This window comes from Bradyrhizobium sp. USDA 327, from assembly GCF_041262065.1.
Taxonomy (GTDB): domain Bacteria; phylum Pseudomonadota; class Alphaproteobacteria; order Rhizobiales; family Xanthobacteraceae; genus Bradyrhizobium; species Bradyrhizobium liaoningense.
Genome location: NZ_JBGCCW010000001.1, coordinates 85169 through 99686, shown reverse-complemented (window position 1 = coordinate 99686; position 14518 = coordinate 85169). Strand labels below are relative to the sequence as shown.

The following is a 14518-nucleotide window of genomic DNA, read 5'->3' as shown; positions in this document are numbered from 1 at the left end:
CGCGCGATCGTGAGCACTGAATTCAGACGATCGTGAGCAGCCCGCTACGGCCGATGGGAGATAGAGTCAGTGTTCTGGTTGGCCGTCAAGGGTGATGGTTTTGGCGCTGCGTTTTCGCATGCTTTCTCCGGTGAGCTGGAGGCGGTGGGCGTTGTGGACGAGGCGATCGAGAATGGCGTCGGCGACCGTGGGGTCCCCAATGGCTCCATGCCAGGTGTCCACGGGAGCTGACTTGTGACGATGGTGGATGCGCGGCCATGTCGGTCCTCGAGGATTTCGAGCAGATCGCGGCGTTCCGCGGCGGTGAGCACCGATAGTCCCCAATCATCCAAAATCAGAAGCTGAGCGCGGCCGAGGCTTTTGAGGAGCCGGGCGTAGCGTCCGTCTCCGCGCGCGAGCGCGAGCGCCTCGAACAGCCTTGGAACGCGATGATAGAGGACTGATCGGTTGTCGCGGCAGGCCTTGTGGCCGAGCGCGCAGGCTAACCAACTTTTGCCCAGGCCGGTTGCCCCGGTGACGAGCAAATTCTCGTGGCGATCGATCCAGCGACCTTCGACGAGTTTGGCGAAAACGGCGCGGTCGATGCCCCGCGGGGTGCGCAGATCGACGTCCTCGACGCAAGCAGTCTGGCGCAGTGCGGCGATCTTGAGGCGCGTGGTGAGCCGCCTGGTGTCGCGTTCGGCGGCTTCGCGGTCGACCAACAGGCCGATGCGATCTTCGAACGGCAGGGCTTCGAGATCGGGCGATCGGCGCTGCTCCTCGAAGGCCTTGGCCATTCCGGTCAGTCGGCGCCGTAGCTTTTGACGAGCGCCAGAATGCCAAGGCAGGTTCGAAAGCCTTGTTCTGGATGGGGCCGGGCGTCGATCACGGCCTGGAAAAACGCTGCTGTCGAAGGACCGATCCGCTCGCCGGCGGCGATCACCGCGGCGGGGGTCCATTCGCCGTAGCGGCGATGGGCGCTGGGCATGTGGTCGGCGATGGTGGTGTGTCCGCGTCGGTTGGGCGCGCGGGCATGGCTGGCGATCCGCTGGCCCTTGTGGAAGATCTCGACCGTCCGATCGTCGATACGGGCATCGACCAGCTCGCCAATCAGACGATACGGCGCGGAGTACCAATGGCCGTCGACCTCGACATGATAATCGGGAGCGAGGCGGCAGCGCTTCCAGCGTGCGAAGGCATAAGGCTGATCTGGCAGCGGGGTTAGCTTGGGTTTGTCGAGTTCGGCAAACAGTTCGGCGCGGCTTGAGCCGAAGCCACGCATTTGACGAGCATTGAGTTCGTCGACGAGTGTCTTGATGCCGGCGTTGAGCTCGGCCCGGGAAAAGAAGCGCTGATTGCGCAGCCGGGCCAGAATCCAGCGCTGGGCGATTTGCACCGCGACCTCGACCTTCGCCTTGTCTTTTGGGCGCCGCGGCCGTGCGGCGAGAATGGCGGTGCCGTAATGGCTCGCCATCTCGGCATAAGTGCGATTGAGGCCGGGATCGTAGCGGTCGGGGTTGCTGACGGCGGCTTTGAGGTTGTCGCAGACCACGAACGTCGGCGTTCCGCTCAAAAACGTGAACAAGTTGACGTGGGCCCGGATCCAGTCGGCCAAGCTCTCGCTGGGGCAGGCCTCGGCGTAGGTGTAGTTCGAAGCGCCCATCGCCGCGACGAACAGCTTCATCGGCTGCACTTCCCCGGTCAGGGGATCGACGATGTCGATGGTGTCGCCGGCGAAATCCACGAACACCTTCTCGCCGCCCAGATGAATCTGCCGCATCGAAGGTCGGACCCGCCCCTTCCAGGCCTCGTAGGTAGTGCAGAACCACGTGTACCCGAAACCGTCGGGATTAACGGCGCGATACTCCTCCCAGAGCAGGCGACGGGTTACGTTGCGCCGGCGGAGCTCTTTATCGATGTAGCTCCAGTCGGGCACCGGCCGCTGCGGGCTCTGAGACGCTGGTCGTGGGGCCGGGAAAAGCAAAAGCTCCAGGTCTTCATCGGTCATTCCCTCCGGAAGCGGCCAGCTCAACCCAGCAGAGCGGGCGCGGCTCAGGTAGCTGTGCACAACGCCGTTGCTGACGCCCACGCTCCGCGCGATGGCCCGCTCTGGCAGGCCTTGAAAATGTTTTAACCGAAGGACTTCCTTGATCCGGCGCATCGACAATCTCTGGGTAGGCATTGGACTTCCTCGTTAACCACGAGGTCATCCCTAAGCCGGTTGAGTTGTCGGCCGAAGCGCTGCAAGGCTCCGAAAGCCTTGCTCACGATCCCGCGAAACGCGCAGTCCTCGGCCGAAACTGGCCGAGGTTCATAGTAGACCGTGCTGCGAGCCAGCTTCAGGACCTTCGCCTGGCGCACGATAGAAAGATCATGACCGCGGTCGATCATCGCTTTGCGCTCAGCAGGCCCGCCTTGGTGAGCGCGCCGGACAAAAAATCGTTTTCCAACGCCAGCTCGCCGATCTTGGCATGTAACGCCTTCAAATCGACCGGCGTCTCGGCCGATGTCTTGTCATGCCCAAACACGCCGGCGGCGCCTTCCAGGAGCTGGTTTTTCCAGATCGTGATCTGGTTCGGATGAACATCAAACAGTTGCGCCAGCTCCGCCAGTGTCTTGTCTCCTTTGACCGCAGCCAAAGCAACCTTCGCCTTGAATGCCGGAGAATGCGTCCGGCGGCTCTTATTCGTCATCTTCGCTCCTGATTCGCAGCAAGAATCCTCGCCGCTGTCAGGCAGAAAATCCACTCAAGCTACTGTCCGAATTTGCGGGGCCAGCTCTATAGTTTCCATTCATTCGCGCAGACCCCCGAGCCACAGCTGTAGCAGCGGCATTGGAGGCGGGCAATTGTGCATCATTCTCGTTGAGCTTCAGCGCCAACTCCACCAGACGGCGGAATCGCCAGTTTGCGGCCATCTCGAGGCACCCAGGCAGACTTGACTTACAATGCAGATGCATTACATTGGGATGTCGTGACGACGCAAGGAGCCGCTATGGCCAAGACCGCCGAAATCCTCGAGATCCCCGCGACCATCACAGACCGCGGCCAGACGACCGTGCCCGCCGCCATCCGCAAAATGCTGGCCCTGGGAAAGCGCGACCAGGTCGTGTTTCGGGGGCTCGCTGACGGCACCGTTGTGATCGCGAAGAAGCAGTTGAGCGCCGACCACGGCGATCCGGTGATCGGCACGTTCCTCGCGTTCCTGGCCCGCGACATGGGGAGCGAGCCAGCCCGGATCCGGCCGGTGCCGAAGTCGCTGGTCGCGCGCGGCAAGGGCTTGGTCAAGGGTGTTAAGGTCGATCTCGACGCGGCGCTGCCGGAAGACGATACGTGAGCGACGACACCTTCGGGGTTAACGGTTGGACGGTCTACGCCCATCCGCTATTTCTCGACCAGTTCGAGACTATGATCGCGGGGGTCGAGAAGGCGCGCAAGAAGGATCCGAAGGGATACAAGAAGAAGCGCGCCGCGAAGCTCCTGTCGGCTGTCTTGAAGGTGGCGTTCGACGACATTCCGAGTGACCCAACGCGTGACGTCTATCGGCAGGGCGGCACTCTCGGCGACGAGTACAAGCACTGGTTCCGCGCGAAATTGCTGCAGCAGTTCCGCCTGTTCTTCCGCTATCAGCAATCGGCGGACGCCAAGATCATCGTTCTCGCCTGGGTGAACGACGACTCGACGCTGCGCGCCTACGAGAGCGCGAACGACGCCTACGCCGTGTTCAGGAAGATGCTGGACCGCGGAAACCCGCCGGACTCGTGGAACGAACTCGTAGCCGCGGCCTCGACTGGCGAATCCAAGACGCGTCTATCGCGCTCGACGCGCGGGAGATGACCCCAGCTGGCCTCGTTCGGCCGCGACCGCCCGCTGATCCGGCCCGCGCCGCCGGCACCGGTCTGCAGCGAGAGACACGATTCGGCCAGGAAGAGTCCGTGAAATGCCCACCATCCAGCTGTCGGCTACGCCCAAAGGCAGCGGCGAATGCGCCGACTGTCCGGCGACATCATCATCAGCATTCCACCTGTTAAGCCGTGTAGACGGAGGCGACATTTCAGCCCTCCGATGCGGGTGAACCGGTTCGTGTTCCTCAACCTTCCAATACTTCAGCCTCGATCCCCTTTACCTGCGGGCATCAATGCACCTCCGACCTGCCCGCGGGTTCCCGTCACCAGTATCCGCCCGTACAATGGAAGTTTTGGATGTCGGCAAGCAGCGGCGCGGCCGCGTCCTTGGCCGAGAGCGACGGCTTTTTGATACCCCAGTTTATACCGATCACCGGGTCGTCCCAGCGGATCGAAACCTCGTTCTCCGGATTATAGAAATCATCGCATTTGTAGAAAAAGTCCGCGGTCTCTGAGAGCACACAACGAAACCGTGCGCGAATCCGCGCGGAACCCATAGTTGCCGCCGGTTATGCTCGCTTAATTCGACGGCAACGTAGCGTCCGAAATTCGGGCTCCGGACGCGGACGTCGACCGCGAGGTCGAGCACCTTGCCCCTCATTGATGGATGTCCAGACAATCGGACTCGCGGCGCACTAAGCGGAGTTGAGTGAACGCTAGTGAGGCTCGCGACAATTAACTACATCGCCTTAAGATCGTGGAGCATGCCCGTGATCCCGTCGATGAGCTCGTCGATTTGATCCTTGTTGACGATCAGAGGTGGGCATATCGACAATGCATCGTCTACATTCCGCACGATGATCCCTCGCTCGTGCAGCAACCGGCTCGCAATGCTGCCAACATCGCCCGGAGTAGTAGCGGCGACTTTCCGTTTCTTGTCCAGCACCAGCTCGATTGCCGCAATAAGGCCAACGCCACGGACCTCCCCAACGAGTGGATGGTCAACGAGCGTGCGCAGCCGTTCCTGCATGTAGGCCCCGATGCGGCCAACGTTCGCAATCAGACCCCGCTCCTCGATGAGTTTGAGGTTTTCGAGCGCTACGGCGGCTCCGACCGGGTGACCACCGCCCGTGAAGCCATGAGCCAGCAGTCCAACCTTATTGCTCTCGTCCGCGATTGGTTCGAACATGTAGTCATTCATTATGATCGCAGATAACGGAAAATAACTGGACGTGAGCTGCTTCGACACCACGATTACATCGGGCGCGATGTTGTAGGTTTCGCAACCGAACATTTTTCCTGTCCGGCCAAAGCCGCAAATCACCTCATCAGCGACCAAAAGGATGCTATGCTTTTTTAGCACACTTTGAATTTTGTCCCAGTAAGTCGGCGGCGGAACGATGACGCCGCCCGCGCCCATGACAGGCTCACCGAAGAATGCTGCAATGGTATCGGCACCTTCGCGCTGAATCAGCGACTCGAGCTCCTCGGCCCGACGCGTAGCAAAGGTCTCCTCCGATTCGCCCGCACGGCTGTCCTTGTAGAAATGGGGGGAGCCCGTGTGCATAATGTTGGGGAGCGGCAGATCGAAAGAGCGGTGGTTGTCTGGAAATCCGGTCAGGCTTGCCGCACCGATCGTGACGCCGTGATAGCCGCGCAACCGGCTGATGACCTTCTTGCGCTGAGGCTGGCCCGCTGCATTCGATCGATAGGCGATCAGCTTCAACACCGTATCGTTCGCTTCCGAGCCGGAATTTGTGAAGAACACCTTACTCATTGGCACCGGAGACATCTTCACCAGCTTCTCGGCAAGCGCGATGGAAGGCCCATTCGATCGTGATGCGAAGGTATGATAGAATGGCAGGATTTGCATCTGGCGATGCGCGGCTTCGATAAGCCGCTTTTCGCTGAAGCCAAGACCCGCACTCCAGAGACCGGCCATCGCATCGAGGTAGCGTTTTCCTGCCGTGTCGAAGACGTAGGGGCCCTCGCCGCGTTCAATTATGAGCGGCCCGGCCCGTTGGTGCGACCGCGCGTTGGTATAGGCGTGAAGCTGATAGGCCACATCTCGGGCCTGTTGAGAACTGGGCAGCATGGTCGGCGTCACATCATCGGTTCAGAATTGGATAGGGACCGGAGCATCATGTGGGGAAGCGCCGGTCCGTTTCCGGCTTCTCTGGGCCTTGCGATAGTCGTCGTTGACGATCGCTTTAAAGGGATTCGCTTTTGCCTATGCCTGACCACAGGCTTAACTGGCGGCGCGACGCACTGTCTGGAAGTGATCACAGAAAGGTGACGATGTTCAGCACGACAAAGCGTCGGATTTCCGGGACGCGTTAGTCGCCGACGGGAGCTTCCATCAAACTGCCGGCGGCGTTCAGGCCGTAGAGAGTCGGTGGTCGTAGCGCCGTGGACCGCGGTTACGTATTCGAGCCCACCACGTTCAGGCCGTCCGCTCCGCTAAAGGCCAGCGTGTCATGTGTGTTTAGCACGTTATCCCAGCTGCTGCCGCGCGTCGTCACGGACTGGTTGGGCTCCGAGCCAACACGCGTGATGAGTAACACTGTAAGCAACAACCCGCTCTGATTGACCAGTTTCTTGTGGGCCATCAGTGATCTCCTTGATCTGGTCGGTGTCCCGGCTTTGCGCGGTGATCTGCGACCGAGTTTGCCCCAGAATACCTTAACTCGTTGAGTTGGTCGCCTGCCAAAGCTTGTAGGCTCACTCCCAACCGGCACCGTCAAGTTAACGAATAGGGGTGGCCGATGGGGTAGACGACCGGCATGCCGACCGCCCGGGCCCCTCTTTATCGCCGCCATCGCTTCCCACCGGAAGTGATCAGCTATGCCGTTTGGTTGTATTTCCGGTTTCCCTTAAGCTTGCGCATGGTCGAGGAAATGCTGGCGGCGCGTGGCATTGGCGTGACCTATGAAACCGTGCGCCAGTGGGGACGGAAATTCGGCAAGCCGTTCTCCGATCGGATCCGCCAGCGCGCTCCCGCCCGCGGTGACAAATGGCATCTGGACGAGGTCGTTATCTCGATCGCGGGCGAACAACATTGGCTCTGGCGCGCTGTCGACCAGGATGGCTTCGTTCTCGACGTCTTGATCCAGCGCCGAAGAGACTCGCGCGCTGCGCAGCTTCTCATGAAGAAGCTCTTGAAATCCGCCGGCACGCCGCCGCGCGTGATGATCACGGATAAGCTGCGTTCGTACGGCGCTGCGAGGGCGAAGATGGGCTTTCACGTCGAACATCGCCAGCACAAAGCTCTCAACAATCGGGCCGAGAATTCTCATCAGCCGACGCGGCGACGCGAGCGGATCATGACGCGCTTCAAATCGTCCCGTCAGGCTCAACGGTTTCTGTCCGTTCACGATCAGGTCGCGAACCTTTTCCACATCCCCTATGCCGGAGCCGCCACCGCCGACTTCCGTCGTGCTTCGCGCGAGCGAGCCTTTGCGACTTGGCGCGAGATCTCCATGACAAGCGCTATCGCCGAATCTCGACCTCTGAGAATCGCCGCCTTCGGCTCGGCGGTCGATTAAGTTGACGATGCCGTTCCGGGATGCGTGGGGCGAACCGGCGCAGCGGTTCGACCTCGGGCAACCCAATCTTCCAGCCGAATTTGTTGCTCCCTATGCCGAGGCGTTCCGGGGGCATCATGCATCGTCGTCACCTAGCACGCGTCACCAATGCTGGAAAGCACTGAAGTTCTTTGCCCGCTTTCTCGCCGATAGCGGCAGGGTTCAGGCGCCGGCCGATTTGACGACCGAATTGTTCGGCCAATACTTCTTATGGCTGGACGCCTTGCCTTCCCGAACCGGCAAACCCTGTGCTCAGCTTTCGCGCTTACTGGCGGCAAGCTAACGGCAATCCATCGTTGCGTCCGTTTCTTGACCTGCGTCGTGAACGCTATGACCGAGGTGCGAGCTGAGTGTATTTCGCCGTGCTTTCGCGAAGGCGCGGTCGGTCGCCATGCGACGCTCGATCATCGGCGCAATCAGTTTAGCAGGCTCGGTCCGCGTCATCAGACCTACGCTATGCGTCAGGATCTCGGCGTAGCTTCTGAGATCCCTAAAGACCGCCGCCGGCAGCTCGGTCGTGAGCTTGACTGGCTTGTCGTCTTCAAGCGGCCCAAGCTTGAGCTTCGTCATGGCGCTCCTCCATTGCTGTAGGGCGCCAGCACCAAATCGCGCGTGCCGATCACGCGGACCGGAAACCTGGCCGGATGGTCAGCGTCGGCTGGATGTTGAGCTGACGCTGCACGACCAATTGGCCGGTCTGGCTGATGCTGATGGACGCACCGCTACGGATCGCTTGAACGAGGTTGTTCTCATTTGGCTCGTGCCGCCTCTGCTCCGACGCTGAGCATGGTCGAGAGAACGGCGGCCTTGAATAGCATGCCCCAGTGGTTGTCGACATCGTCCTCGAGTCCGGCATAACCACCACTGTCGGCGCCCGGCTGGCGCTCCAGCACGATCGAGTTGCCGTCCGGTATGATGATGCGAGTCCAGACCAAGAGGATTCGACTCTGGCCGTCCGCACGGCCGCTTTTTAGGCGATGATCTGACTGGCGTGGGCGCGCTCTCGGTGCAGTTTGGGCTTTGCTTGAACTAGGGTCCAGACTCAATTGAGCCAATATGCGACGAGAGCGGCGAGATGAACAGCGGCCAAAAAATTACGGGCGAGCTTGTCATATCGCGTGGCGATGCGCCGGAAGTCCTTGAGCCTGCCAAAGCAGCGTTCGATGACATTTCGTCCTTTGTAGGCGCGTTTGTTGAAGCGATGGATGACGACACGGTTAGATTTATTGGGGATTACGGGCTTGGCGCCACGACGAATGATTTCGCCGCGAAGCTTGTCGCCATCATACCCTTTGTCGGCGAGGAGCACGCTCATGGGTGGCGCGAGCGCCAGGACATCGGGAGCCGCAGCGATATCGGCATCCTGGCCTGGAGTCAGATGCAGGACGACCGGCCGGCAGAGCGGATCGCTCAGCGCATGGATTTTTGTCGTGCGGCCTCCGCGCGAGCGGCCGATTGCTTGATTGTGCTCCCCCCTTTTCCGCCGGAGGCACACCGGTGAGCTTTAATCGAGGTCGAGTCGAGCGACAGTACGACGCCGTCTTCGCCAGGCTTGGCCAGCGCTTCGAAGATTGCGCACCATCGTCCTCGCTTGGCCCAGCGATTGAAGCGATTGTAGATCGTCGTGTAAGGGCCGTATTCACGTGGACAATCACGCCATCGTGCACCCGATTGCAGCATGTGAATGATGCCGCTGACGATGCGTCGGTCGTCGTCCCGATCCGGCCCCGTCAGTCCCCTCGGCAGATGCGGTTCGATACGCGCCCATTGCCTGTCGTTCAGCCAAAACAAACCAGCGCGCATTCTCTCGCCCCCGAATCAACACGTAGGCAAGAGAATCACGTGGCGCTATTTAGGTACAGACCCTAGAACATGTCTCCGCGCAAAGCGCTCGATGGAGTCGAGCGGGTTCGCTCAAACGGCGCAATTGCCTTTCCCTAGAAGGTTTCGATCGACTAGGAATTGTTTTCAGACTCGAAGACAGCGTTCGATTATACTGGCCAGCCCGCTCAACGCGTAGCAGATCACAAAGAATATGCTCAGCACGCCCAGATAGATCTCGATGGCGTGTGAGTCTCCGGTTCCGACATACGCTAGTCTTTCTATCATTTGACGCGCCGATCCCAAGAGATCCGACACCCCAACAACGGACGTCAGTGCACTCGCCTGGACGAGAACGGTGAGCTGCCCGACGTAGGGCGGCAACGCACGCCGAAATGCTTGTGGCAAAATGACGAACACAAGCGCTTCCGTTGCGCTCAAGCCAAGCGCTCGGGCGCCCCTGCTCTTGGCGATGTGGAATTGAATCCAAGGCGCCTCGAAAGACCTCACCGATGTTCGCCCCGCCCCAGAGCCCCAATCCGATTATTGCGGCCGTGAGTGGGCCCGTGCGGAGACCAATTTGCGGAAGGGCAAAGAACACGAAGAGGAGTATCATAAGCGACGGCACGCCGCGGAACAACTCAACGTAAAGCCGTCCGACAAAGCGCGCGAACGTGAGCGTGCTTTGCGACAGCGCCGCGATCAGGAGACCAAGGATTGTCGCCAAAATGACGGTGAGCAGCGAGATCCACAAAGTAACCAAAAGGCTCTTACCAAGGTAAAGGGTGACAGGCCAAACCCAGTTGGTCATTTAACTACTCCCAGCCCCGGAACCGCGAGCCTGCGCTCGAACGTACGAGACAAAGCGCTTAGGATGCTGCACCCCAGCAGGTACATGAGACAAGCGATTCCGAAGGTCTCAAACACTTTAAACGTATCTGACACGATCCGGTTGGCGACATAGGTCAATTCCTGATAGCCGACGACGATCATGAAGGAGGACGACCTGAACTGCGTGATCGCCGTGGTTGTTGTTCCGGTGATCGCGATGCGCAACGCGATCGGGAGTGTGATGTCAAGAAAGGTCTGGAACGCCGGCAAGCCGAGAGCGCGAGCTGCCGTCACTTCGCCTTTCGGCACAGCTTCGAATGCGGCCCTGAAGACCTCCGTTTGATAAGCACCGCCCCACAATGCGAGCGCTAGCCAGGAAGTCTCGAACGGCGTCAGACGGATGCCTATGTCGGGTAGCGCGTAGAACAGAAAGAGCTGGCTCCGGAAATCTGGACAGCGATGAGTGGAGTTTCTGCCTGACGGCGGGCAAGATTGTCCCGCGAATCAGGAGAGACGATGAGCAGACGAGCCCGCCGGCAGCACGCACTCGCATTCAAGGCCAAGGTGGCGTTAGCGGCGATCAAGGATCAAGGGCGAGATGACGCTGGCCGAGCTGGCTGAGCATTTCGACATGCATCCGAACCAGATCACGCAGTGGAAGTCCCAGCTTCAGGAAGCGGCGGCCGAGGTCTTTGGTCCTCGCGGTGGCAACAGAACGAGCGAGCCCGCGGGGGACGTGAAAACGCTGCACGCCAAGATCGGGGAGCTGACGCTTGAGAACGATTCCTAAGAAACGGCAGCATCTACTTTCGGCTCCAAGGGCAGGTGAACAAAGCCGAATGCCTTGGCACGCCGCTGCAAATTGTTGACCACTCGCGTCCGGTAGCGCGTCTCGTAGGACGAGGCCCCGGGATCGACATAGTCCATTCCGTATCGCACAGCATTGTAGAACAGAACTGCGATCTTCCGGGCCGTGGCGGTCACGGCCTTGGTCTTGCCAAAGCACTACTGCCGCTTCACAGCATAATGGCTGATCAGCCGTCGCAGTTCAGTTTCCGCCGCTGCGGTTGAACCAATACCTCGCTCAGGCAGTTGCTTGATCCTTCGATCTGGATGAAGGACCGCGTGGTCAAGCAGCAGACGCCGCTTCACAGACTGAGGCCGCGTTTGTTGAGCACCGTGTCCCTCAGAGCACCCTTGATCTCGCGAGCGATGTCCTTGCTGACCTGGGGTCCGAACTCCCGCTCGGCATCCGCAACGACATCGGCCTCAGCGCCGATCAGTCCCGCTTCAACGAGCTTTTGCTTCAGTCGGCCCGGGAACTCCTCCTCCAAGGCATCGGCGAGCTTTTCCTCCATCGTGGCATGGTGTTCCGGTTCAATGCGGAGCACCACATCGTCCCAAGGTTTCCAGTCCGTCGCCAAATAGTCGGCGAACCCCGTCGCCTCCTTGCTCCGCACAGACGTCTCAGCCCTGTCAATGTCTTCCTCGGTGAGGTGAGAGTCGTAGAAGTAGTTCATGTCCGGGGCGATGTGCTGCAGCCCCAGCCGCTCGCGCAGCGTGGCCTGATAGGCAAGGTAGACCTCGATTTCGTCGACGTTGTTGATGGTGCCGCCTGTGCGGAGCGATTGGACCTTCTCGCGCGCGATCCCCCCCAGTGCCTCCAAGCGGAACATGACACGGCCTAGATCAACGAGGGCCGCTACCCCCTCGTTATTGTCATAGAGCCCGTTCTCGACGTTGGCGATCAGGCGCGCGGTTTGCATGCCGTTCCAGGTCAAAGTTCTGCGATCCGCGCAGCTCTCGTTGGCGTCAAGAGCAAGCTGGAAGTACTGCGCGCGCAATTGCGGGTTGGCCGCTGCCTGCCGCAGATCATTGGCCACCCCCTGCTGGAATCCTTCGTTCCCAGAGTTCACGGTATTCCGCAGCCCGTTGAGGAAGTCTGCGTATTGCTGGGCACCGGGTTCTTCTGCAAAGCTCTGCCACTTGGCCACCACCTCGGGATCGCCCTCCTTCGGATCCCCGTTGAGCCAGTCCGCTACTGCCTCGGGAAGAGACTCCGCAGCTACTGTCTCGAGAGGAAACGGCGCAACGGCGGCGTCCTCCCACTGATCTTCGTGCGTCTCAGACAAATCAAAGACGACCCTCGGGCCGGCATACCCATCGGTACTTTGGATTGTGTCCAGGTTCATCAGCATCTCCTGGGGCAGCGGATTGCCAGACACAACCACCTCCGCAGCAGCCCCCAACTGCGTTAGCAAGCCCGTGGGTAGGCTGGTTAGCTGGTTATCGTTAAGGTAAAGTCTTCCGAGACTGGTCGGGAGAGTCTCGGGCAGGCTCGTCAATTGGTTTACACCAACGTCAAGGCTTCCGAGACTGGCCGGGAGAGTCTCGGGCAGGCTCGTCAATTGGTTTACACTAACGTCAAGGCTTTCGAGCCTGGCCGGGAGGGCCTCGGGCAGGCTCGTCAATTGGTTGTTGCCGACGTTGAGGCCCTCGAGCGCGGCCGGGAGGGTCTCAGGCAGGCTGGTGAGCCGATTGCTCCACACGTCCAGCAAGGCGAGCCCGGCCGGAAGCGCGGGCAAGCTGACCAACTGATTCCCATTAACATTGAGCGAATTGAGCGCGTCAGGGAGAGTCTCGGGCAGACTGGTCAGCCGGTTGAAGGACGCGTCGAGCGAGTGGAGCCCGGCTGGAAGTGGAGGCAGGCTGGTGAGGCGCAGCATTGCAAGATTCAGATCGCCCTGATTCCAAGCATTCACTCGCCTTACAGCCTCTTGTCGATCCTCGAGCGGGTTCTGCCCCTCTTCGGCAGCCCACTCCTCCAGCATCTGGTCGTGCCCCCCCTCCGCAGGAGCAGAATCCCCGAGATTTGCCGGATCGTCAGCGGCGAGCACCGCGTGGGTCAAGACTCCAACCCACTGCGCCTCCTCACCTTCCCGGTCCTCGCGGCCGGAAGATTCGGTGCTGCCATTACCGCGCTGAGCCTGCCCTGCATCAAAGGGATCCATTTCCTGCTCCTTGTCGGACTGAGCAAATTATGCGACCTCTCGGCCCACATCGAACGTTGCAGCCTCTAAGACATTTAGCTTACGTCGAGCTGACGAGCGTTGAACCATGTTGAGGAAGCGATCTGCGCAATTTGTGAAGGAGTTCGGCTTCGATTCGGTGCAGCCTTTCGGCTTGAGCCAGATGAGGTCAGAGGGTACCGTCAAGTTAACGAATTGGAGCGGCGGAGGGGGTAGACGAGCGGCATGCGGACTGCCAAGGACCCTCTTTATCGCCGCCATCGCTTCCCACCGGAAGTGATCAGCTATGCCGTTTGGTTGTATTTCCGGTTTCCCTTAAGCTTGCGCATGGTCGAGGAAATGCTGGCGGCGCGTGGCATTGGCGTGACCTATGAAACCGTGCGCCAGTGGGGACGGAAATTCGGCAAGCCGTTCTCCGATCGGATCCGCCAGCGCGCTCCCGCCCGCGGTGACAAATGGCATCTGGACGAGGTCGTTATCTCGATCGCGGGCGAACAACATTGGCTCTGGCGCGCTGTCGACCAGAATGGTTTCGTTCTCGACGTCTTGATCCAGCGTCGAAGAGACGCGCGCTGCGCAGCGGCTCATGAAGAAGCTCTTGAAATCCGCCGGCACGCCGCCGCGCGTTATGATCACGGATAAGCTGCGTTCGTACGGCGCTGCGAGGGCGAAGATGGGCTTACACGTCGAACATCGCCAGCACAAAGCTCTCAACAATCGGGCCGAGAATTCTCATCAGCCGACGCGGCGACGCGAGCGGATCATGACGCGCTTCAAATCGTCCCGTCAGGCTCAACGGTTTCTGTCCGTTCACGATCAGGTCGCGAACCTTTTCCACATCCCCTATCCCGGAGCCGCCACCGCCGACTTCCGTCGTGCTTCGCGCGAGCGAGCCTTTGCGACTTGGCGCGAGATCTCCATGACAAGCGCTATCGCCGACTCTCGACCTCTGAGAATCGCCTCCTTCGGCTCGGCGGTCGATTAAGTTGACGATGCCGTGCCAGGACACACCGTGATCAAACAGACGTCAAGCGCCAATTAAAGCGCCGCAGAGCTGCGCTTACGATCAGCGTCGAACCGATGAGTTTGAATCACCAATGTCATCTGGTGGCGCCTGCATCGGCGCGATCGATGACCCAGGCCACCATGTAGCCCTTGGCCTGCTCAGCCTCCACGTGCATCGGCGATCTGTTCTTCTTGCCCGGCGGAATCCTGAATATCCGAGTGCTCGAGCATGGCCTTGCCCATGTCATGGATAGGCACGAAGGCCTCAGACTCCGCGTTGCCCGAACCGACGATGGTCTACGTCTGACAATCGGACCTTCCGTGGCCGAACGCCTCGTGGAGGAGATCGATCTTGTCGGAATGACCGGCCTAGAATGCCGGCCTTACCGCAAGAACGACCAGGCGTTTGTCGAACAGAAGAACGGA

Annotated in this window: 13 protein-coding genes and 8 pseudogenes; 6 read left to right on the top strand and 15 right to left on the bottom strand. The window is 60.2% G+C overall.

Annotation, left to right across the window (positions count from 1 at the left end; translation table 11 throughout):
- Positions 1–66: 66 nt before the first annotated feature.
- From istB to ABIA42_RS00485, 3 pseudogenes are all read right to left on the bottom strand, one after another.
- A pseudogene (gene istB / locus ABIA42_RS00495) lies at positions 67–776 on the bottom strand (IS21-like element ISFK1 family helper ATPase IstB).
- Between the two features lie 8 nt (positions 777–784).
- Positions 785–2161 (bottom strand): annotated as a pseudogene (gene istA, locus ABIA42_RS00490) (IS21-like element ISFK1 family transposase); the annotation flags it as partial.
- 98 nt (positions 2162–2259) lie between these two features.
- Positions 2260–2672 (bottom strand): annotated as a pseudogene (locus ABIA42_RS00485) (transposase); the annotation flags it as partial.
- Positions 2673–2972: 300 nt separating this feature from the next.
- On the opposite strand from ABIA42_RS00485, the gene ABIA42_RS00480 reads away from it, so the two are divergent.
- Together ABIA42_RS00480 and ABIA42_RS00475 are read left to right on the top strand one after the other, a co-directional pair.
- A complete protein-coding gene (locus ABIA42_RS00480; protein WP_014498004.1) occupies positions 2973–3314 on the top strand; it encodes a type II toxin-antitoxin system PrlF family antitoxin in 342 nt (113 codons plus the stop codon).
- A complete protein-coding gene (locus ABIA42_RS00475; protein ID WP_071916615.1) occupies positions 3311–3814 on the top strand; it encodes a type II toxin-antitoxin system YhaV family toxin in 504 nt (167 codons plus the stop codon). Before ABIA42_RS00480 ends, ABIA42_RS00475 begins: the two co-directional genes overlap by 4 nt.
- 331 nt (positions 3815–4145) lie before the next feature.
- Here ABIA42_RS00475 and ABIA42_RS00470 read toward each other — a convergent pair whose 3' ends face one another.
- The 4 genes from ABIA42_RS00470 to ABIA42_RS00455 all read right to left on the bottom strand — a co-directional run bounded on the left by ABIA42_RS00470 (position 4146) and on the right by ABIA42_RS00455 (position 6431).
- Entirely contained in the window at positions 4146–4343 is a 198-nt protein-coding gene (locus ABIA42_RS00470) for a dTDP-4-dehydrorhamnose 3,5-epimerase family protein (RefSeq protein WP_018648901.1), read from the bottom strand.
- Positions 4253–4483: a dTDP-4-dehydrorhamnose 3,5-epimerase family protein gene (locus tag ABIA42_RS00465; protein WP_244651854.1), complete on the bottom strand. Its 231-nt coding sequence runs from the start codon at positions 4481–4483 to the stop codon at positions 4253–4255. The genes ABIA42_RS00470 and ABIA42_RS00465 overlap by 91 nt, the downstream gene beginning before the upstream one ends.
- 78 nt (positions 4484–4561) lie before the next feature.
- Positions 4562–5917 (bottom strand): aspartate aminotransferase family protein, encoded by a 1356-nt coding sequence (locus tag ABIA42_RS00460; RefSeq protein WP_038937402.1) that lies wholly within the window; start codon positions 5915–5917, stop codon positions 4562–4564.
- A 325-nt stretch (positions 5918–6242) separates the two neighbouring features.
- Positions 6243–6431, bottom strand: coding sequence for a hypothetical protein (locus ABIA42_RS00455; RefSeq protein WP_014498007.1), 189 nt, complete (start codon positions 6429–6431; stop codon positions 6243–6245).
- Positions 6432–6605: 174 nt separating this feature from the next.
- On the opposite strand from ABIA42_RS00455, the gene ABIA42_RS00450 reads away from it, so the two are divergent.
- Positions 6606–7367, top strand: a complete 762-nt coding sequence (locus ABIA42_RS00450) for an IS6 family transposase (RefSeq protein WP_109866564.1) — start codon at positions 6606–6608, stop codon at positions 7365–7367.
- Between the two features lie 7 nt (positions 7368–7374).
- Positions 7375–7689, top strand: coding sequence for a hypothetical protein (locus tag ABIA42_RS00445; RefSeq protein WP_095426902.1), 315 nt, complete (start codon positions 7375–7377; stop codon positions 7687–7689).
- On the opposite strand, the gene ABIA42_RS00440 is transcribed toward ABIA42_RS00445, so the two are convergent.
- The 6 genes and pseudogenes from ABIA42_RS00440 to ABIA42_RS00415 all read right to left on the bottom strand — a co-directional run bounded on the left by ABIA42_RS00440 (position 7686) and on the right by ABIA42_RS00415 (position 10418).
- Positions 7686–7976, bottom strand: a complete 291-nt coding sequence (locus ABIA42_RS00440) for a DUF2274 domain-containing protein (protein WP_011084496.1) — start codon at positions 7974–7976, stop codon at positions 7686–7688. The genes ABIA42_RS00445 and ABIA42_RS00440 overlap by 4 nt on opposite strands.
- Positions 7973–8374: pseudogene (locus ABIA42_RS00435) on the bottom strand (TrbI/VirB10 family protein); the annotation flags it as partial. The gene ABIA42_RS00440 and the pseudogene ABIA42_RS00435, both read right to left, overlap by 4 nt.
- A 74-nt stretch (positions 8375–8448) precedes the next feature.
- A protein-coding gene (locus tag ABIA42_RS00430) for an IS5 family transposase (RefSeq protein WP_224517492.1) occupies positions 8449–9209 on the bottom strand; the annotation gives its coding sequence in 2 pieces (ribosomal slippage) (positions 8449–8870 and positions 8870–9209; 762 coding nt in all).
- Positions 9210–9374: 165 nt separating this feature from the next.
- Positions 9375–9647: a hypothetical protein gene (locus ABIA42_RS00425; protein ID WP_370157193.1), complete on the bottom strand. Its 273-nt coding sequence runs from the start codon at positions 9645–9647 to the stop codon at positions 9375–9377.
- Between the two features lie 133 nt (positions 9648–9780).
- Positions 9781–10038 (bottom strand): annotated as a pseudogene (locus ABIA42_RS00420) (ABC transporter permease subunit); the annotation flags it as partial.
- Positions 10035–10418 (bottom strand): ABC transporter permease subunit, encoded by a 384-nt coding sequence (locus tag ABIA42_RS00415; protein ID WP_231088543.1) that lies wholly within the window; start codon positions 10416–10418, stop codon positions 10035–10037. The pseudogene ABIA42_RS00420 and the gene ABIA42_RS00415, both read right to left, overlap by 4 nt.
- Positions 10419–10574: 156 nt before the next feature.
- Here ABIA42_RS00415 and ABIA42_RS00410 point away from each other — a divergent pair.
- A pseudogene (locus tag ABIA42_RS00410) lies at positions 10575–10842 on the top strand (transposase); the annotation flags it as partial.
- A gap of 2 nt (positions 10843–10844) precedes the next feature.
- On the opposite strand, the pseudogene ABIA42_RS00405 reads toward ABIA42_RS00410, so the two are convergent.
- Positions 10845–11057: pseudogene (locus tag ABIA42_RS00405) on the bottom strand (IS110 family transposase); the annotation flags it as partial.
- Between the two features lie 149 nt (positions 11058–11206).
- Positions 11207–13069 carry an NEL-type E3 ubiquitin ligase domain-containing protein gene (locus tag ABIA42_RS00400; protein WP_095426901.1) on the bottom strand — a complete coding sequence of 621 codons (1863 nt, stop codon included), beginning with the start codon at positions 13067–13069 and terminating at the stop codon, positions 11207–11209.
- Between the two features lie 243 nt (positions 13070–13312).
- Here ABIA42_RS00400 and ABIA42_RS00395 point away from each other — a divergent pair.
- Positions 13313–14072 (top strand): annotated as a pseudogene (locus ABIA42_RS00395) (IS6 family transposase).
- Positions 14073–14518: the final 446 nt, after the last annotated feature.

Bases quoted from the DNA above. Each gene is read 5' to 3' on its own strand.
- ABIA42_RS00480 (WP_014498004.1), top strand. From the start codon at position 2,973: ATGGCCAAGACCGCCGAAATCCTCGAGATCCCCGCGACCATCACAGAC.
- ABIA42_RS00465 (WP_244651854.1), bottom strand. From the start codon at position 4,483: ATGAGGGGCAAGGTGCTCGACCTCGCGGTCGACGTCCGCGTCCGGAGC.
- ABIA42_RS00460 (WP_038937402.1), bottom strand. From the start codon at position 5,917: ATGCTGCCCAGTTCTCAACAGGCCCGAGATGTGGCCTATCAGCTTCAC.
- ABIA42_RS00455 (WP_014498007.1), bottom strand. From the start codon at position 6,431: ATGGCCCACAAGAAACTGGTCAATCAGAGCGGGTTGTTGCTTACAGTG.
- ABIA42_RS00450 (WP_109866564.1), top strand. From the start codon at position 6,606: ATGCCGACCGCCCGGGCCCCTCTTTATCGCCGCCATCGCTTCCCACCG.
- ABIA42_RS00445 (WP_095426902.1), top strand. From the start codon at position 7,375: ATGCCGTTCCGGGATGCGTGGGGCGAACCGGCGCAGCGGTTCGACCTC.
- ABIA42_RS00440 (WP_011084496.1), bottom strand. From the start codon at position 7,976: ATGACGAAGCTCAAGCTTGGGCCGCTTGAAGACGACAAGCCAGTCAAG.
- ABIA42_RS00400 (WP_095426901.1), bottom strand. From the start codon at position 13,069: ATGGATCCCTTTGATGCAGGGCAGGCTCAGCGCGGTAATGGCAGCACC.